Annotated in this window: 13 protein-coding genes and 4 pseudogenes; 6 read left to right on the top strand and 11 right to left on the bottom strand. The window is 65.5% G+C overall.

Annotated elements, in window-relative coordinates; translation table 11 throughout:
* Positions 1–342 (bottom strand): helix-turn-helix domain-containing protein (locus ACZ7GZ_RS36225; protein WP_471031085.1); only part of this gene is annotated, 342 nt, incomplete at its 3' end.
* An 88-nt stretch (positions 343–430) separates the two neighbouring features.
* Between ACZ7GZ_RS36225 and ACZ7GZ_RS36230 the strand changes: the two are divergent.
* A pseudogene (locus ACZ7GZ_RS36230) lies at positions 431–692 on the top strand (DDE-type integrase/transposase/recombinase); the annotation flags it as partial.
* An 18-nt stretch (positions 693–710) separates the two neighbouring features.
* On the opposite strand, the gene ACZ7GZ_RS36235 reads toward ACZ7GZ_RS36230, so the two are convergent.
* Together ACZ7GZ_RS36235 and ACZ7GZ_RS36240 are read right to left on the bottom strand one after the other, a co-directional pair.
* Positions 711–929, bottom strand: coding sequence for a DUF5999 family protein (locus tag ACZ7GZ_RS36235; protein ID WP_471031088.1), 219 nt, complete (start codon positions 927–929; stop codon positions 711–713).
* A gap of 473 nt (positions 930–1,402) precedes the next feature.
* A pseudogene (locus ACZ7GZ_RS36240) lies at positions 1,403–1,648 on the bottom strand (aminotransferase class III-fold pyridoxal phosphate-dependent enzyme); the annotation flags it as partial.
* Between the two features lie 325 nt (positions 1,649–1,973).
* Between ACZ7GZ_RS36240 and ACZ7GZ_RS36245 the strand changes: the two are divergent.
* The 3 genes and pseudogenes from ACZ7GZ_RS36245 to lepB all read left to right on the top strand — a co-directional run.
* A pseudogene (locus ACZ7GZ_RS36245) lies at positions 1,974–2,298 on the top strand (transposase); the annotation flags it as partial.
* A gap of 395 nt (positions 2,299–2,693) precedes the next feature.
* Complete coding sequence (locus tag ACZ7GZ_RS36250) at positions 2,694–3,092, top strand: hypothetical protein (RefSeq protein ID WP_471031029.1); 399 nt, start codon at positions 2,694–2,696, stop codon at positions 3,090–3,092.
* A gap of 303 nt (positions 3,093–3,395) precedes the next feature.
* Positions 3,396–4,301: a signal peptidase I gene (lepB, locus tag ACZ7GZ_RS36255; RefSeq protein ID WP_471031032.1), complete on the top strand. Its 906-nt coding sequence runs from the start codon at positions 3,396–3,398 to the stop codon at positions 4,299–4,301.
* Between the two features lie 122 nt (positions 4,302–4,423).
* On the opposite strand, the pseudogene ACZ7GZ_RS36260 reads toward lepB, so the two are convergent.
* From ACZ7GZ_RS36260 to gmd, 5 genes and pseudogenes are all read right to left on the bottom strand, one after another.
* Positions 4,424–4,918: pseudogene (locus ACZ7GZ_RS36260) on the bottom strand (DUF3105 domain-containing protein); the annotation flags it as partial.
* A gap of 353 nt (positions 4,919–5,271) precedes the next feature.
* Positions 5,272–6,189 carry a glycosyltransferase family 2 protein gene (locus ACZ7GZ_RS36265; protein WP_471031035.1) on the bottom strand — a complete coding sequence of 306 codons (918 nt, stop codon included), beginning with the start codon at positions 6,187–6,189 and terminating at the stop codon, positions 5,272–5,274.
* Between the two features lie 71 nt (positions 6,190–6,260).
* Complete coding sequence (locus ACZ7GZ_RS36270) at positions 6,261–8,171, bottom strand: hypothetical protein (protein WP_471031037.1); 1,911 nt, start codon at positions 8,169–8,171, stop codon at positions 6,261–6,263.
* 121 nt (positions 8,172–8,292) lie between these two features.
* On the bottom strand, positions 8,293–8,571 hold the full coding sequence (locus ACZ7GZ_RS36275; protein WP_471031038.1) for a hypothetical protein: 279 nt from the start codon (positions 8,569–8,571) through the stop codon (positions 8,293–8,295).
* Between the two features lie 661 nt (positions 8,572–9,232).
* Positions 9,233–10,237 carry a GDP-mannose 4,6-dehydratase gene (gene gmd / locus ACZ7GZ_RS36280; protein ID WP_360099844.1) on the bottom strand — a complete coding sequence of 335 codons (1,005 nt, stop codon included), beginning with the start codon at positions 10,235–10,237 and terminating at the stop codon, positions 9,233–9,235.
* A 93-nt stretch (positions 10,238–10,330) separates the two neighbouring features.
* On the opposite strand from gmd, the gene ACZ7GZ_RS36285 reads away from it, so the two are divergent.
* The gene (locus ACZ7GZ_RS36285) at positions 10,331–11,281 is read left to right on the top strand and encodes a GDP-L-fucose synthase family protein (protein WP_360099860.1); all 951 of its coding nucleotides are present in this window, start codon (positions 10,331–10,333) and stop codon (positions 11,279–11,281) included.
* 274 nt (positions 11,282–11,555) lie between these two features.
* On the opposite strand, the gene ACZ7GZ_RS36290 is transcribed toward ACZ7GZ_RS36285, so the two are convergent.
* From ACZ7GZ_RS36290 to ACZ7GZ_RS36300, 3 genes are all read right to left on the bottom strand, one after another.
* Positions 11,556–13,034 carry a sugar transferase gene (locus ACZ7GZ_RS36290; RefSeq protein WP_471031041.1) on the bottom strand — a complete coding sequence of 493 codons (1,479 nt, stop codon included), beginning with the start codon at positions 13,032–13,034 and terminating at the stop codon, positions 11,556–11,558.
* Between the two features lie 678 nt (positions 13,035–13,712).
* Positions 13,713–14,192, bottom strand: coding sequence for a hypothetical protein (locus tag ACZ7GZ_RS36295; RefSeq protein ID WP_471031043.1), 480 nt, complete (start codon positions 14,190–14,192; stop codon positions 13,713–13,715).
* Between the two features lie 746 nt (positions 14,193–14,938).
* Positions 14,939–15,355 (bottom strand): DUF6248 family natural product biosynthesis protein, encoded by a 417-nt coding sequence (locus ACZ7GZ_RS36300; RefSeq protein ID WP_471031045.1) that lies wholly within the window; start codon positions 15,353–15,355, stop codon positions 14,939–14,941.
* A 944-nt stretch (positions 15,356–16,299) separates the two neighbouring features.
* Here ACZ7GZ_RS36300 and ACZ7GZ_RS36305 point away from each other — a divergent pair.
* On the top strand, positions 16,300–17,541 hold the full coding sequence (locus ACZ7GZ_RS36305; RefSeq protein ID WP_471031047.1) for a nucleotide sugar dehydrogenase: 1,242 nt from the start codon (positions 16,300–16,302) through the stop codon (positions 17,539–17,541).
* Positions 17,542–17,650 lie beyond the last annotated feature (109 nt).

A 17,650-nucleotide genomic window follows, 5' to 3' on the forward strand; every position in this document is an offset into this window, starting at 1 on the left:
GACGAAGTCCCCTTCGCCCAAGCCGGCGAGGGCCTCGTGCAGGCCGGGTGCCCAGGAGGCCAGGACCTCAAGAGTTTCGTGCACGTACCGCCACGCGGTCGCGGTGGAGACGCCGAACCCCGCTGCGAGCTGGGGCAGCGTCTCGTTCTTGCGCAGGTGTACCAGCGCCAGCAGGGCCTGCTTGAAGCAGCCCAACTTGCGCCATCGCGAGCGACGTTCACACCTTCGGGCATAGATGAGCCAGGACACATGCTCAACCAGCTCATACGGGACATCGATCGTGGCACGATACGGGACCAAGCGAGGCTCCTCGGACGATGCGTGGTGCGTAGAGAACACCACCGCAACGACCAGGAGCCTCGTCTCGTCACCCCACACCGCTGACCTGCACCTTCACCCCAGCAGGACAGGATGAAAACGGTTCACTGAACCGAACACCAAGTACGTCGGCGATATCACCTACTCCCGCTGGAGGGCGGCAAGTTCCTCTACCTGGCCACCGTGATCGGCCTCGCCTCGCACCGTTTGGCCGGCTGGGCGATCGCGGATCACATGCGTACCACTCTCGTCATCGACGCACTGGCCGCGGCCGAACGCACCCGCGGCAGCCTCGCCGGGGCGGTCATGCACACCGACCACGGCGCCCGTACACCACCCGGACCCTTGCCGACGCCTGCCCCCAGGCCGGCGTCCAACACCCTCGAACACCTTCATGTACGCGACGAACAGGGTTTTCTCGTCGTCGGCGGCGGGACGGGCCGGTGCGGGGCGACGATGCGGCCGTCGGGGAGCACCTCGCCGGTGTCCTCAAAGACCAGGACCCCGTTGCACAGCAGGCTCCATCCCTGCTCCGGGTGGCTGGTGATGGTGTGCGCGGCCTCCCGGTCCGGGCTGTCGGCCGCCGGGCACTTCGGGATGTGGGTGCACAGCGAGGTCGGCAGCCGGGTGGTGCCGACAGCGGCTGGGGCCGTGTCGAGCTGGGTGCTGCACTGCATGAGAACTCCTGACGGGACGAGCCCGAGCCGTGCCGGGCCAGAGGCGTGGGAAAGACCAACCGCCCGTCGTGCGGGCGATCGGCCTGGTTGAACAGCGCCGCGTAGGCAGGAAGCTGCGGTCTTGTCTCACCTGACAGGGTCAACGTCACCGCCGCTGCTGAGCGAGGTAGGCGTCCTGGAGACGGCCAACCGACTCGTACAGGCACCGCCCGGGCCCGCACCGCGCAGCCGAGGAGCAGCTGGTGCACTGCTGCTCGCGCTCGCGGTATGCGACTCTGTTGTAAGCTCCACGCAGTGCGATCACCTGGCTGCTCCGCCAGTACTGCTTGGCGAGCATCAGCGCAGTATCCCCAGCTTCTGTGGCCGAAGTGGTAAAAACACCACCGGATCAACGATCCGCTCAGCTCGCAGATCTTCTCGGCGGGTTCCACCTGCGACCGGATGAGGTACAAGGTCGAGGAGTGCACCACACCTGTCGCCAACTGTCGCTCGATAGCGTCCCGAATCTCAGGAACGTCGTAGCCCAGCACATTTACTGCGATTCCAGAATCAAAATCTAAGTAGTCCACGCCCTGAACATCGCTCAACATGCAGCCTTGGCCAGACGCAATCTCCAGCGGGTCGCTATAGAACAGCGGTAACCATACAGGCATCACCCGGTGGGGACGTTCTAGCAACCCACTGTTCACTAGACCTCACCCCGAGCTCAGCGGCTATAAAAGGTCGCAGGCCATGCCGGTCATGACTGCTACAGTGTTACGCCCAACCGAAGAGGTTTGACCGGGGATGGATCGGAAAATGGTAGGCATCCTCCGCAAGATTGCGCGCTTGTGAAACGCCCGAAAGGGGACCGGTACTACAGCCCCAGAGGCTTTGAGGCGGTGAGTGTCGCGCGCCAGGCCTAGGGCGCGTATCGAGTCGTGATCAATCTGCGGGATTCGCTCTGGCGACCGGGTCCTGTCCGGTAGGTCTTCTCGCGTGACGCGAGTGCAACTGGCGGACGCAGAGTGGGAGTTCATCGGGCCGTACCTGCCGATAGGCGAGTACGGCCCGTACCCCGAGCGGCTCCGGCAGCAGTTCGAGGGTGTGATCTGGCGGTTCAAGGCCGGCGGGCAGTGGCGGGAGATGCCGCAGGAGTTCGGCGCCTGGTCGACCGTGCAGACCCGCTTCCGGCAGTGGCGTGACGCCGGCGTCTTCGAGACGCTGCTGGAGGGCCTGATCGCGGAAGCGGGGTGAGGTGGACCTGTCCCTGGTCGGTATCGACTCCACCACCGCGCGGGCACACCACGATGCCGCCGGGGTGATCGCCTTCATCAGTTCGCACCGCTGGCCGGCAACAGCCCTACCCGCAGTCGCCGAATCCCTCACCCGTCCGGGGCACCTGAGCGTCACCTAAAGAAGGCGTGACGCTCTGGTTGGAAAATGCCTCCGAGGAGAGATCGGTGACTGACACAGATGAAGAAACGCGTTTCGAAGGGGTTGCTCACCACAGTGTTCGCGATGGGCACAGTTGGGCTGTGGGGTACTTCGCAGGTCGCAACAGCGGCTCCGGGTGTAACGGACAGGCCGCACACGGTCCGGGGGACATACGAGGCCACTGAACGGGCGAAAGACCACCGCCTCACCGAACCGGCCCAGCGAGCCGCTGGACTTGTTCCACGGCGTACGAAGGCCACCCAGTTGGCGACGCATCCGGCGATGGCCGACGGGCGGGACCAAGATGAGGAAGCGCGGCGGAGGAAGCGGGAAGAGGAAGGCCAGCAAAGGAGGCGGGAAGAGGAAAACCAGCGGAGGAGGCAGGAGCTCTACCAACAGCTCCACAACCTGAACAACAGCGTGCTGGGAAACCAGGACACCGCCACGCAAAGGGAGAAGAGGGAAGCCGGGCTGCAAGAGCCGCGGACGGCCGACCAAAACCAGCGGCAGGACCTGAACAATAGGGTGCAGAAACGAGTGGAGGACGAGGCCAGCGAATCCCAACAGAGGCGCCGGAAGGAGATCCAGGAGGACCTCGACCGAAGCGAGGAGCTGCGAAGGAAAGCCACGTGTACGGACCTCATCCTGCCATTCGTCTGCCCGCCGCCCGTGGCGCCGTGACGCGATCTGGTTCCAGGTCTGTGCTCAGCCGAGAGCAGGAACCCCTGCGGAACGTGCTCCACGGCTCGTGAGGTTCTTGTGGACGGCGACCCTCCCTCGGGTCACTGTGCTCCATGTCACACTCAAAGGCGCTGGGGTCGGCGTAATAGTCCACTTCGTCGTGGCGTCATATAGGCAGCGGGTGCAGGGCGCCACCCGGCACACAAGTGGAAACGAGTCGTGGCCGCCCATACCCCCTCGTCGAGTCGGTTTCGCATATCCGGACGATGCAAAGGAGTTGGTTGAGCTGAGTAAGGAGTCGGCATGGGGGATCTGCCGGTTGACGCACGGTCCGGGAGTGCCGATGAGGGGCGCGGACGCCGTGTGGCGGCAGCCGTCCCAGCTGCGGACAGCGCCGTGACCCCCGGGAGCAGCTTCGAGGGGCCCGGCGACGACAGGGAAGCGGGTGGGCAAGACCCGAGCGACAACCACAGGGCGGAAGAGGTCTCCCCCAAGCCGAAGAAACACGGCTCGCTGTGGAAGGAGCTGCCCATCCTGATGTGCATCGCGCTGGTGCTGGCGCTGCTGATCAAGACATTTCTGGTGCAGGCGTTCTCGATCCCGTCCGCCTCGATGCAGAACGCGCTTCAGGTGGGTGACCGCGTCCTGGTCGACAAGCTGACCCCGTGGTTCGGCTCCGAACCCGCGCGTGGCGAGGTAGTGGTCTTCCACGACCCGGACACATGGCTGGCGGGCGAGCCGACGCCGAGACCTGGCCCAGTGAAGAAGGTTCTCAGCTGGATCGGTCTGATGCCGTCGGCGGACGAGAAGGACCTCATCAAACGCGTGATCGGCATCGGCGGTGACACCGTTGAGTGCAAGGGGACCGGACCACTGCTGGTCAACGGCCACGCGCTGCACGAGCCGTACGTGTACCCCGGTAACACGCCGTGCAGTTTCGACGACATGGGCGGCCAGTTCAAGGTGAAGGTCCCCAAGGGCTACATCTGGGTGATGGGCGATCACCGGCAGGACTCGAGTGATTCGCGCTACAACCAGTTCGACAAGAACCGCGGCATGGTTTCCGTGGACAAGGTCATCGGCCGCGCCATCGTCGTCGCCTGGCCGGTCAGCCGCTGGAGCACCCTGCCGGTCCCGGGCACCTTCCATCAGCTTATGGGCACCCGGTCCGCCGCCCCGGCGATCGCACCTCAGACGGCGACTCAGTAAACCCCTGCTGCTCACCAGTGCCGCCCTCGCCGGCCAGCACATGTGCCCACGGGTCGCACGAGATCGTCACTGCGGCCCCGCCGATCTCGTTCCAGCCGATGCGCCTCCAGTTCGGCGAATCCTCAGTTCATCGCCCCGCCCATGCAGGGGGCGCCCAGCTCGGGCGTCTGCCGGCCCTGGACGTACTTCTCGAAGAACCTGTCGACGTCCGGGTCGATCGCGCTCGTCACCGTGCGCTGATGGCCCCACGCGGTGAGCATGAGGGGCTCCTTCTGGTTCTCGTAGGGGCTCATCATCGTGTACGGCGTCCTCTTCACCTTCGCCGCCAGCGCGTTCACGTCGGCTTTCGAGGCCTTGCTGTTGTACGTCACCCAGACCGCGCCGTGCTCAAGCGAATGCACAGCCCTCTCGTTCCTGACAGGCTCGGTGTAGACGTCGCCGTTGCAATTCAGCCACACCGGGTTGTGTGGGCCGCCGACCGGCGGGTGGGTCGGGTACTTGACGGTTCCGGTGACGTGATTGCGTGCCAAAGGACCCGACCAAGTCTTCACTCCGTCATCGCCGCTGACAAACCTCTCGGAGCTTTTGGCGCCGTCTCCTGCGGTGTCGGAGTGTCCGGACTGCGGCTGAGGGCTGGCCAGCGCGGGTCCTTGCCGTTTCTGCGTAGGCTGCAGCGATTGCGTATGCGTTTCGAGCTCGCGGGCGGACGCGCTCGTCGCAACGATTAACATAAATCCAGCGGAAACGGAGGAGGCGACGGCACCAACTCGCAGTACCAAATTCCACCTCAATCCCAGCTCTTTGCAGTGCTGCATGTGACGTACCATCGCTCATCTTCCTTGCATGCCAAATTGACCTGGGTGTCCACCATTGCCATGTGGAGAGCCCAGCGATTGTTCGAGGGTACCCCATACGCCACGAAAAAATAGGCATGCGAAACCACTTCCCGGCTCCATCTCCGCTCAGTGAGCTATAAATCAGAAATGGCATGATAATTATTCTCTCTGGCGTCGCCGGCGCTTGAAGGTTGTGAGGGGCGTCGTGCGGATCTACAGTAATGCCGTGCGATTTCCCTTTCCTTGAGCCCGATCTGCCAACGGTAGAAGGCCATGGCCAGGGCATAATCCAAACCGGCCCGACCATCCAGGAACCCCCGCTTGTAGACGTAGGCGTAGGCAAAGGACACCAGCGGCTTGAGCGGCGCCTTGTGGAACAACTGACCCTGCCGCGTCTTGGCCTGGCGAATGACCTCTTTCGCCTCCGGGTGGTGCTCCAGCCACGCCTCCCAGTCCGAATAGCGATTGTGCCGATCGAACCAGGTGCGCACCGGGTCGAGATCCTCGTGTTCTATCGGTGACTTCAGCCGCCGCACGGCCGCCGCCCCGCCCTCCACCACCGGCTGGTAGTGGCCCTCTTGTTCCCCCATGCCCGGCGCGTCCAGGTCTTCCAGCACCGGAAAATGGCACCGCTTACGGTCCACCAGCGCCCGTTTGACGATGGTGTAGCCGTGCCGCAACCGGCGGCCCGCGAACCAGTAGTCCAGCGGGATGTCGAACGCCGCGACCTCCTGCGGACGTGAGAAGAGGTATCGCAGCTCTGCCAGCAGCTCGAGGCTCATCCGCTCGTCGCCATCGAGGAACAGCATCCATGGGATCTGGGGCCACACATGATCCAGGCACCATTGCTTCTTCTTCGGGTACGCGCCGTCCCACTCGTATGGGACCACCGCGGCACCCAGCGACTTCGCGATCGTGCAGGTGTCGTCGGTGCTGTGCGAGTCGACGACCACCACGGCCTCGAAATGATCGATGACAGACCGGATGGCCGCGGTGATGTTCGCGGCCTCGTTCTTGGTCGGTATCGCCACGACAATGGGGAGTTTCGTCACCCCGTACTTCCTTTCTCCGCCGCTTTCGGCAGCGGTAAATCGACTGGACGGCGCGGTGGCCGAAGCGGACGTCACGGGGTGGCGTAGCCGAGAAGGGACTCTCTGGCGTAGGGGCCCTCGCAGTCCGATCGGGGGGATACGAAGTGGTCGCCGTTGCCCGGGACGTAGCAGCGGTAGAGGGGGATCGTTCCGGGTATGTGGATGGTGCGGATGTAGCCGACAGGGCCTAGGGGGCGCTGGCGTTCGCAGCCGGGGTCACGGGTCAACAAGGAGCCTTTGCCGACCTGGCATTCGTAGAGCCGGACCGTGCCGGGCTGCCGGGTGCTGGAGAGATACCAGGTCGCCTCAAGGGTGAATCCGGGCGGCAGGGGCCGGGAGGTGGCGACGTGGCTGCCCTGGCCGGGGTTGTAGCCGCGGCGCAACGGGGTGTTGGGCGGCTGGGCGGTGAGTGTGATCGTGATGGGTGCGGATCGGCTGGTGTTGGTTCCGTCGCTTGCGGTGACCCGGTATCGGTAGGTGGATCCAATGGTGACGTCGGTGTCCGTGAGGGTCAGCTGCGGGCGTTTCCAGAACAGCGATGACCCGGTCACTGTGTAGATGGGTGTGCGGGAGTCATCGCGATAGACCCGGTAGGTCAGTTTACTGTCGTCGAGGTCGAGGCTTGACTGCCAGCGCACATCGATCCGGCCAGGTGCGGTGCTGGTGACGCTGGGCCGCGGGACCGAGGGGGGCGTGGCGTCCGGACGGCTGGCGAAGTGGGTCAGGCTTTGCTGCGGCTTGTTGTTGACCGTGGTGAACTCACCGCCGACCCACATGTAGTCGGTGCCATGCTTCGAGGCGCTGGTCAGCACACGTGGCCCGATATGTTCGCCGATTCCGTCGTTGGTGTCGGGGAACCAGCCCAGCAGCGACGGATTCTTGACAGATTCGGCGAGCAGATGCTGGCGCTCATGTAGTTCCGGGAATTCACCCATGCTGCTGCAGTCGTGCGCATGAGAGGCGGAGTACAGCACGCCCATGTGGACCTCGACCGCCTGAGTGGCGCCCCTGCAGGTGTCCCGCCAACGTTGGTTGAAGTTTGAAAGATTAAAGGCGATCCGGCCTTCGTCCGTGCCGCCGACGTCTTCGCTGGCCGTGTAGAAGCCAGTGGCGTCGGTGGTGACGTCCTTCACCACCGACTTGGCGTCGATGAAGCCTGCCGGGTAGTTCTTGGTGAGAGTGCCGTTGATGCTGCTGACGACGGCGAGGGCGTGGGAGTCAGCCCCGTTGAGGTGGAAGAAGTCGCCGCCCAGGATGACGTTCTTCCCGTCCGGGGCCACCTTGATCGCCCGGCCGGGCTCGTCGGCGTTGGACGTCCAGGGGCGCAGCGCCGCAGTAGTGCTGCTGACGGAGGCGAAGTAACGGCGGCGCTGCCCCGCGACATTGGTGAAGTCGCCCCCGATATATACCGCCTCACCGGTGACGTCCAGCGTCCGCACAGTGGCATCCACCGACACCTTGAATCCGGCCTTCGGCATGCACGTGGAGATGTCGATGGCCGCCAGATTGCTCACCTTGACTCCGTTGACCGCCCCGAAACGCCCACCCGCGTACAACACCTTGCGATCTGGAGACACCGCCAGCGCCCGCACCGTTGCCGAGCCCCTACCCACCGTGAACGACAGCTTGCACGAGGTCGGGACACCAGTCGCCGCATCCAGCGCCACAAAATTGACCGCCGGCCGCTCATCAGTCCCCGCATCCGCACCCGGCGGCCTGACCGTGGAAAACGTGCCCCCCGCGAACACCACACCGCCGGTATGGGCCATCGCCCACACAATGCCATTGGTCTGCCATGTCGGCAGCGCCCCCGCCGTCATCGCGACCGGAGGGGTAAGACCGCCCGCCGACGGAGCACCCACCACGCCCAGCCCGACCAATGACCCGGCCATCACCGATAAGACGGCCGCACCACCCCCCACCGAACGCGCACGCAATCGCATATTCCTTCCCACACTCTTCCTCAACCCGCTCATTCCGATAGTTCATTTCCGGTATTCTGTCGACACGTACTGCCGCCGCTCCACTTGAGCGACCCCCACATGCAACAGCAATGGGAGTTCCTCACCGCTTGCTTTCTTTATCCGCTGTTTCCAGTAGTGGTTCGTGTTCTGGGCAGAGCTGGATGATGGCGTCCCGGGCGCCGGCGATCTCTCCGCTCCGGATCGCGTCGATAGCTGCATTGCGGTCATGCTGAGCTATGCGACCGATACGGTCGCAGGCGTCTTGCCCGGCTTCCAGAATGGCTGCAGGGTCGACGCCTTTGGGTACTCGGCCGGTCAGGTACTCCTTCTGCTTCTTGGTGAAGGATCCAGTGGCCGGGGTGAGTTCGGCCTTCGGCACCGTGGGGCCTGCCGGGACCTCGGCGTCGTTCCGAGTGGTGTGCGTCGGAGTTGAGACCGCCATCGACGGGCTCTTGGCAGGCCTGTCATCGGGCCCTGTCCCGCTGCCGCACCCTCCCGCCAAGAGCACCGCTGTCACCACGCCAGTACAGGTGGCGACTACGCGGCCCATCCTGGTGCGCGTCGCAGGCTTGATCGTTATCACTGTGCTCCTCTGGTGCCGAAGTCGTGGTGTTGTGCGAACTGTGCGGGCAACGTGCTTGGCTGGATGGCGGTCTCGTCGATCTGCCCATGTGAAGCATGGGCTCGAAGGAGCAGCCGGCCGGTGCACGACCAGTGACCCCACGCGCCGATGTCCGGAGTCGCTTCTGTGGGCGGACGCGGACGCCGGCCCCGAGCCCATCGTGAACGGCGGCCGACGGGCATGGCGCAGTCCACCCATGCAACGCGGACGAAGGCACCCTCACCGCTTTCGCCCAGCCCAACCGCACAGCCTCCGCGAATAAAACGGCCGTACCCACTCCCGCCGGAACACGCATGTGTTTCCCCAGCCCCTTACCGCATCTGAAGGCAACGGCAGAAAAATGCCGCCGCCCTGCCCACTCCATCGACTGACAAACCGATTGCCGTGCCACTGACTGCCCATTGCCGATCAATGGCCGTCAGCGTAAGAGCACACCGGATAATTCAGCTTCCAGCTGCGATATGTCTGCCTCCACCATGATCCGGGCGAGGTCCGGCCACAGCACCCGCGGCTTCCATCCGAGCACTTGCTCCGCCTTCGACGCATCGCCGATGAGCGCGTCGACCTCGCTCGGCCGCTCGTACTTGGGGTCGAAGCGCACGTGATCGGTCCATTCCAGCCCGGCCACGGCGAAGGCGACTTCCAGGAACTGCCGCACGGTGCCGGCTGTGCCGGTCGCGACGACGTAGTCGTCGGGCTTGTCGTGCTGGAGCATCCGCCACATCGCCTCGACATACTCCGGGGCATAGCCCCAGTCACGTACGGCGTCGAGGTTCCCCAGGTAGAGGTGGTCCTGCAAGCCTGCCCGGATCCGGGCCACGGCGCGGGTGATCTTGCGGGTGACGAAGGTCTCGCCGCGGCGGGGCGACTCGTGGTTGAAGAGGATGCCGTTGACGGCGAAGAGGTCGTACGCTTCACGGTAGTTGACAGTCGCCCAGTACCCGAAGACTTTGGCGCAGCCGTAGGGGCTACAGGGATGGAACGGGGTGGACTCGTTCTGCGGGGGCGGGGTGGACCCGAACATCTCCGACGACGAAGCTTGGTAGATCCGTGTGTCGATGCCACTCGCCCGTATCGCCTCCAGCAGCCGGAGCGAGCCCACACCGGTCACGTCCGCGGTGTAGAGCGGGGTGTCGAAGGAGACTCTGACGTGGCTCTGCGCGCCGAGGTTGTACACCTCGTCAGGGCGCAGATCACGCAGGAGGTTCACCAGCACCACGCCGTCGGAGAGGTCGGCATGGTGGAGCACGAGGCGGCGATCGGGCTCCTGCGGACCCTGGTAGATGTGATCGAGCCGCTCGGTGTTGATAGAGGATGAGCGGCGGATGAGGCCGTGCACCGTGTAGCCCTTCGACAGCAGGAGTTCGGCGAGGTACGAGCCGTCCTGTCCGGTGACCCCGGTGATCAGTGCGGTCTTGGTCATGGTGGATCTTGTCTCCTGTATGGGGTGCTACTTGATTCCTGCTGGTGATGATGTGCGTGGAGTGGCCTGGCAGAATCCGGAGCCATGGGTGCTATGACGCAAGGGAACGACTTACTGCCGGGCGGGTCCCGGATCTTCGTGGCGGGCCATCGCGGACTGGCCGGATCCGCGATCACCCGCCGCTTGGCAGCCGACGGCTACGAAGTGGTCAGCGCAGGCCGTGACCGGTTGGACCTCCGGGATGCGGCCAGAACGGCGGCGTATCTGCGAGACGTACGCCCGCAGGCGGTAGTGCTGGCTGCGGCGAAGGTGGGCGGTATCATGGCCAACAGCACATATCCGGTGCAGTTCATCGAGGACAATCTGCGCATTCAGCTCAGCGTGATCTCCGGCGCACACGCCGCGGGGGTCCGCCGGCTGCTGTTCCTCGGATCCTCCTGTATCTATCCCAAGCACGCGCCTCAGCCCATTCGCGAGGACGCCCTGCTGACGGGCCCGCTGGAGCCGAGCAACGAGCCGTACGCGCTCGCCAAGATCGCTGGGATTGTGCAGGTTCAGTCCTACCGGCGGCAATACGGCGCCTCGTACATCGCCGCCATGCCGACGAACCTCTACGGGCCGGGCGACAACTTCGACCTGGCAACCTCGCACGTCCTGCCGGCGCTGATCCGCCGTTTCCATGAGGCCAAGGGCAACGGCGCGGACGAGGTGGTGCTGTGGGGCAGCGGCACGCCGCGCCGCGAGTTCCTGCACGTCGACGACCTCGCGGCCGCATGCACGGTTCTGCTGCACTCGTACGACGCCGATGAGCCGGTCAACGTGGGCTGCGGTAAGGATCTGACCATCCGCGAGCTTGCCGAGACGGTGCGGGACGTCGTCGGCTACCCGGGTTCCATCGCCTTCGACCCGAGCAAGCCCGATGGCACACCCCGCAAACTTCTCGACATCTCGCGCATCTCGTCCCTGGGCTGGAAGCCCAAGATCCCCCTTCGCGACGGCATTGCGGCGGTCTACGAGAACTGGCACACGACCACCGAAGCCTGATCGGCCGGGCCCGTCCACGCGTAATCGGCGGGTACCGGCCCCGCATAATCGGCGGGGACCGACCCTGCGGGGAAGCGAGCAACGCCAGGTCGGCGGTCGGCGCGCGGCTTCGCCCCGCGGGGACGTGGAGGCGCGATTTCCTGTGCGGGATCCTCCCGCACACGGTCTTCCTGCGACGGCCCAGACCTGCGTTGCGCGGCCTTCGGCCCCGGCAGCGGGAAGGGCCTGCTCGGCCGCCCCCTCCCGGGAGCGGGCCCCGGAGTCACCGGCCACGTCAGTACGCTCCTCGGCCGTCGACGACCGCTCGGAAGGTGCGAGCTATGACATCGAGATCACCGCTGATCGACCAGTTGTCCGCGTAGCGCAGGTCGAGCCCCACCGTTTCGTCCCACGACAGGTCGGACCGTCCGCTGACCTGCCACAGCCCGGTCATGCCCGGCTTGACGATCAGTCGGCGCGCCTCCACCTCGTCGTAGTGTGCCGCTTCATCCGGCAACGGCGGGCGCGGGCCGACGAGCGACATCTCACCTCGCAACACGTTCACCAGCTGCGGCAGCTCGTCCAGTGAACTGCGTCGCAGCCAGCGCCCCGCCCGGGTCACCCGCGGATCTCGGCGCATCTTGAACAGCAGCCCCTGCTGCTCATTCGCCGTCGCCAGCTCATCACGCCGCCGTTCCGCGTCCGCCACCATCGTGCGGAATTTCCACATCGTGAAGGGCGCACCCCCCTGACCGATCCGTGTCTGCCGGTGCAGCACCGGACCAGGGGAATCCATCCGTATCGCCAACGCCAGCACCCCGAACAACGGAGCCAACACCAGCAGCCCGAGGCCCGCGCCCACCCGGTCGAGTACAGCCTTCGCCGCCAGCTGCGCCCCGCGTCGCGTGGGCGGTGCGATGTGCAGCAGCGACAGCCCTGCGACGGTCGTGGTCCTCAGCCGGCGCGGCGCCACGTCCGTCAGCCCCGGTGCCAGGGCCATCCGCAGGCCCCGGTCGTGCAGGGCCCACGACAGGCGGCGCAGCCGATCGCTGCTCAGCAGCGGGCCCGGCGCCACCAGCACCAGGTCCGCGCCCAGCCGCTCGGCGGCCGCCACCACCGGCACCCGGTCATCGTCCCAGGCGGCAGGCGGCGCAGGACAGATCCGGTCCATGGCCGGCGCCCCGGCCATGGGGTGGCCTTCACCAACGGGAACGACCCCAGTTACGACATACGCGTGGTGGGTACATGCCGCGAGGTGCTGAACGACCTCGGACGCCGCGCTCGGCTCCCCGACCACCAGAACCCGGTGCACAGACCGGGTCTCCCGCCGCAAGGCGGTCAGATGCCGATGCGTCGCCTTCCCGCACAGCAACGTCATCGTCGGTGCCACGCACAGCGCCAGCAGTGCCAGAGCCGGCTCGGAGGCCTCACCGGTGAAAGCCCGTATCAGCGCCAGCAGTCCCAGGAGCGTCAACCAGTCTCGCAACACCGGCAGGCCGCCCCGCGACTCGCCCAGCTCCTGGGCGGCGTACCGCCCATGCGACACGCGCACGCCCAGCCAGGCAGCCGCGCTGGTGAACGCGGCCAGCACCGGGTGCGGCTGGTCCGTGACGGTGTATACGGCCAGGAGGGGTGCGCCCATACCCGCCGCGTCCACGGCCAACGTCAGAGGCAGGTACCACCGCGCCTTGCCACTGCGAGGCTGACTGGCGCTTCTGGCTAATCGGGGGCGTTCTGTCCCTGATTCCAAGTGGGACGTACTCAAACGCCGCATGGACTCCCCTGGCACTTCGTGTGGTCGCGCTCACGCAGCGCCGGACTCGCCTGTCAGTTCGTCCTGTGACGGGAGTTGCGCTGCGTTATGCGAGTGACGGTAAGGCCCGACGAGGCCCCGCCTGGAGGGTCTGAAAACGCTTTCAGCACAGGAGCCGCCTTGCTCGCCCATGCGCGGGACACAGGAGTGAGACACACAGTGCAGGTGAGCGCGACTCGGCAGCTGATGGTCGAACGCCGCGCCCGGCGGACGCTTGCGACCATCCCCCCGCCATGCGGTACGCCGTCCGGTCCGCGCGACATGCGGCCAATGTTTCCCAGGTCATGCACGATGACACCGGCCTGACTGCCCAGCCGCGATGCCGGTTCACGCCCAGGAGGACCGAGCGGAGAGGGCGGTTCGCCGTGCAGCAGAGACGGGGCTGAGCGACAGGCGGGCACCCCGGCCGCCGTCTCTCTGACACGCCCCCTGGCCACCGCCAAAATCGTACGCCGTGTGAACTCGGCCACCCCACTTGAAACAAGCGCTTCCATACAGTGTCGTCAGTCAGGCGCGGATAGATGACGTCAGGTTGACAGTCAGGGGTGTCGGATGATCGTCCCATTGCAGATCATGTCGAGGCCCGGGCCGCGCCGGACGGTGGCGCCGCTCGGCCGACGGTCGTGCTGCCGTACAGCGTCACGCACCACCGAGCTGCGGAGGCCAGCCTGGTACCGGGATCTGATCACTGAAGAAGTTGAGCAGCCGCCACCCAGGCTCGACGTCGTACTGCATCAGCAGTGGCACCGAGGCAACCATCTCGTCCAAGCGGACGGCACCTCCGGCCGGAATCGACAGCAACCTGACGAGTACCACATCAGGGGCCACGAATTCCGGGTCGGCCTTTACTCCCCATGCTTCCCGGTCAACGGCCACCGGTGCGGTCCGCTTGATCTGTGCACGGGCGAAAAGCTTCCAGAGCACATGGTCGACCTCGTCTTCAGCGAACGCCTCGACCACCGCGTTCGGGTCGTACCCACCGACGCTCCCCTGCTCAAGGAGGGGGATCAACCAGGTCTGAGTCCAGCAGCGACGCAATGTCGGATGCGTGGCACGCCATGCGCCCCGCATGTCCTTGTCGATCCAGTACGTCTCAGCGAACGCCCAGGCCGCGTTCATCACTGGTGCTTGCGTCACGTACCTCGCGTAGTCGTGGTCGCGTGACATCTCATCGGCCCCTCGGTCCGGAGTCCCGCCGCCCACGTGGCCCCGGAGACACGCACTGCAAGTTCCAGGAGGCATCAGCCTTCCGGCATGTGGACACGTTCGGCAGACCGGGACGACAGCCACGACAGCTGGGGGGACTGCCGCTCTCACGGCGGAAGGCTGAGCACAGGTTCGTCCGGACACGACCGGTCGGGTGACCGAGTCGGCCCGATGCGGGGGCACCCGATCCGGCCAACGCCCGACAACGACATGACGCGACGGTCCACCTTGTGTCCCGCTCCTCGTCGGGACACGACGGCGACGGAGGTCCGGGGCGAACACCCAGCGGCGCTGACCGACTTCTTCCGGAAGGACAGCATTCTCCGGTGCCCGGCTCGTCTACTTCGCTCATGAGCGGCCACCCCACCTCTTTCCCCTCGCAAGGCTGCCCTGCCCGTGCGGGTCAGCACCGTGTCGCTCAGTCCACCCTGTGCCAGCGACGATCACTGGGGCGAGCCACTTAACGAACACCATCGAGGGCAACAGTCCGTAAAACGAAGATCCATACCGGTGCCTGCCGGCGTGGGCTACTCCGCTGACGGAGATTGCCACCTCCTTGGCACCAATCGCTCAGCAAATCAAGCGTTCAGGATGAGCAAGCTCGGCAAAGAGCAGGCACTCGCGGGACGTTGGCGTATTCATGTGGATGCGTGCCGGTCTCAGACGACACCTACCGGGACCCGGACGGGTTGAGGTTCCTCTCGGCGCGCGCGCTGATGGGCGCACGGACACAGCCACCTGCACGGACGCCGGCCGGGGCCGCACAGGACTGGCGCGACAACGGCGCCGGTGAGGTCGGTCATCGTCCCGACACGATCATCCAGGGCCGGACCCTCCGTACTGGCGCACTGGTCGTGGTAGCCCGCACGGCAGGGGTGACAAAGGCCGCGTTCACATGCACACCAACGATGGAAGCCGTTGGGGTGGGCGCGTTCGATGCGGCGCAGCGCGGGCGTCCAGGCGTGTGAACGCACCCAAGCAGCCTCTTCCCGACTCATGGGGGAAGGCACGGCCGAAGGGATGGCATCGAGAAGGCCCGTGATCGAGGCGCTGAAGGAACGCAGCCACGTGGTCATGTTGTCTCCGATATAGGTGGTGAGCGGGTCGACGATCAGGCTAGAGGGTGGATTACCTTTCAACTCGAAGGCCGAATGGCGCAGGCCGTGTATGGCAATGCCACTGTGCGTCTGATCCGGGAGTGCTGATTAAGGACCGGGCCATATGGCCGACTGGCTCTGCATCGACCCGACCAGCAGCGCAGGCTCTCAACAGCGCACCACGCAAGCGGTCGGTACGCGTCCTGCTCAGGGGTAGCACAAGTTCGCCGCGGAATGCCTGCAGGTACCGATCGTGTGCCGCCCCTCACGGGTGATCCGCAAGCACACAATGAGGAGCTCAGAATGTCGGTCAGAAACTGGATTGACCAGTCAGTCATCTCAACTCACCATGATATGACCGACTTTCGATACAGCAGATGAGTCTGCATTGAGCTGCGCTGACAGCAATGCATGGGTGATCACGCACGGGTGTCGGGCAGAGGCCACAGACCGGACCTCCTACACCAATCGGGGCAATTGTCATCATATGTCCGGCCTTGCGCTCTCTTTCTCTATGAGCGCCGAAACGCTGCCGGGCTGAGGCGCGGCCCATCGCGGGTCAGCGCACCTTCGTGAGACCAAGGAGAGTGATGTTCCCCCTAAAGCTTCGCTGCCGACGGCTGACCGGCCCAGGCCGGAGCACCGGCGCTGCGCGCATGTGCGCACCGACTCATCACCCTGTCACCAGCCTGATGGACATGCGGCCCCGTGGCAACGAGGTGTCCCCTTCGACGAGAGCGGAGGACCACCCCGACCGACGGATGTGTCTCAAGGACACGGCATCGGAGGAATAGGGGCCCGGTCGCGGCAGAGCGACTGCCCAAGCCGATGTCCCAGCTGGCGCGAGACGGCCGTCATTCGGTCCCCGCCGGCGCGCGATCCGCCCCACGGCCACAACGGTACGTATCTCTGAAGGAAAGCCTATGAACATTGTCGTCATGGGACAGGGCTATGTCGGCCTCCCCCTGGCCATGGCTGCCGTCGAGGCGGGCCACCACGTGATCGGTTTCGAGGTGGACGAGCAGCGCTGCAAGCAGCTGTGCTCCGGTATGTCATACATCGGGGACGTCTCTGACAAAGCCCTCCAGGAAGCACTGACGTCCGGCCGGTATCAGCCGACGTGTGACGAGCGGCGTCTGGCCGGCTTCGACGTTGCGGTCATCGCCGTGCCCACACCGCTCAAGGAGCGGCTGCCGGACCTCACTGCCGTCCGGCTGGCAACAGAGACGCTGGCGCGGTACGTGCGCCGGGACGTGACCGTCGTCCTGGAGTCCACCACCCATCCCGGGACAACGCGCCAGATCGTGCTGCCGCTCCTCGAAGTCCGCTCCCGCCTGCGGGCCGGGATCAGCTTCCATCTCGGATTCAGCCCGGAACGTATCGACCCGGGCAACGAGCAGTGGACGTTCGCCAACACCCCGAAGATCGTCGCCGGGCTCACCGAGGAATGCCGCGACCGGGTACAGGAGTTCTATGCCAGCATCACGCAGAACGTGATCCCGGCGGACAGCCTCGAAGAAGCAGAGCTGGCCAAGGTGTTCGAGAACACCTACCGGCACGTCAACATCGCGCTGGTGAACGAGCTTTGCCGGGTCGCGCACACCCTCGGTGTGGACGTCTGGCGCACGCTCGACCTGGCCGGCTCGAAGCCGTTCGGGTTCAAGAAGTTCACGCCCGGCCCCGGTGTCGGCGGCCACTGCCTGCCGGTCGACCCAGTGTTCCTGAGCCATCACGTGAGGACGAAATTCGGAGAGCCCTTCCGGCTGGTCGAGCTCGCCCAGGACATCAACGAGGCACAGCCGAGCTACGTCGTCACCCGCCTCCAGAACGCCCTCAACGCCCGGCATGGCAAGGCCCTCAAAGATGCCCGCGTCCTGGCGCTCGGACTCGCCTACAAACCCGGCGTAGCCGACTCCCGTCAGTCCCCCGCCGTCCAGGTCGTCACGGAGCTGAAGCGGAAGGGCGCTCACGTCGATGCGGTGGATCCGCACGTCACCGGCACGGTCCACGGCCTGTTCACCCCCCTGCCGTACCAGGACTACGACGCCGTCGTGCTGCTCACTGCGCACAAGGAATTCGACTTCACCCAGATCGCCGCGGAGGCGCCCTACGTGCTGGACACGCGGGGTGTCATGCCGGAGGCCCCACATATCGAGCGGCTCTGAGAGCTGTGATCAACGAGGAGAGACCATGTACAACGGACTAGCCCATACAGGTATCGGAGCGATGGTGTTGACCTTCGCCGCAGCGGCGATGAGTGCTGCGGGAGCCGTG

The sequence above is a fragment of the Streptomyces sp. NPDC037288 genome (assembly GCF_055603265.1).

Excerpts from the sequence above, each read along its gene's own strand:
- ACZ7GZ_RS36300 (WP_471031045.1), bottom strand. The coding sequence starts at position 15,355 with ATGACCACGTGGCTGCGTTCCTTCAGCGCCTCGATCACGGGCCTTCTC.
- ACZ7GZ_RS36290 (WP_471031041.1), bottom strand. The coding sequence starts at position 13,034 with ATGCGGCGTTTGAGTACGTCCCACTTGGAATCAGGGACAGAACGCCCC.
- ACZ7GZ_RS36250 (WP_471031029.1), top strand. The coding sequence starts at position 2,694 with ATGGCCGACGGGCGGGACCAAGATGAGGAAGCGCGGCGGAGGAAGCGG.
- ACZ7GZ_RS36295 (WP_471031043.1), bottom strand. The coding sequence starts at position 14,192 with ATGAACGCGGCCTGGGCGTTCGCTGAGACGTACTGGATCGACAAGGAC.
- gmd (WP_360099844.1), bottom strand. The coding sequence starts at position 10,237 with ATGACCAAGACCGCACTGATCACCGGGGTCACCGGACAGGACGGCTCG.
- ACZ7GZ_RS36305 (WP_471031047.1), top strand. The coding sequence starts at position 16,300 with ATGAACATTGTCGTCATGGGACAGGGCTATGTCGGCCTCCCCCTGGCC.
- ACZ7GZ_RS36285 (WP_360099860.1), top strand. The coding sequence starts at position 10,331 with ATGACGCAAGGGAACGACTTACTGCCGGGCGGGTCCCGGATCTTCGTG.
- lepB (WP_471031032.1), top strand. The coding sequence starts at position 3,396 with ATGGGGGATCTGCCGGTTGACGCACGGTCCGGGAGTGCCGATGAGGGG.
- ACZ7GZ_RS36270 (WP_471031037.1), bottom strand. The coding sequence starts at position 8,171 with ATGCGATTGCGTGCGCGTTCGGTGGGGGGTGGTGCGGCCGTCTTATCG.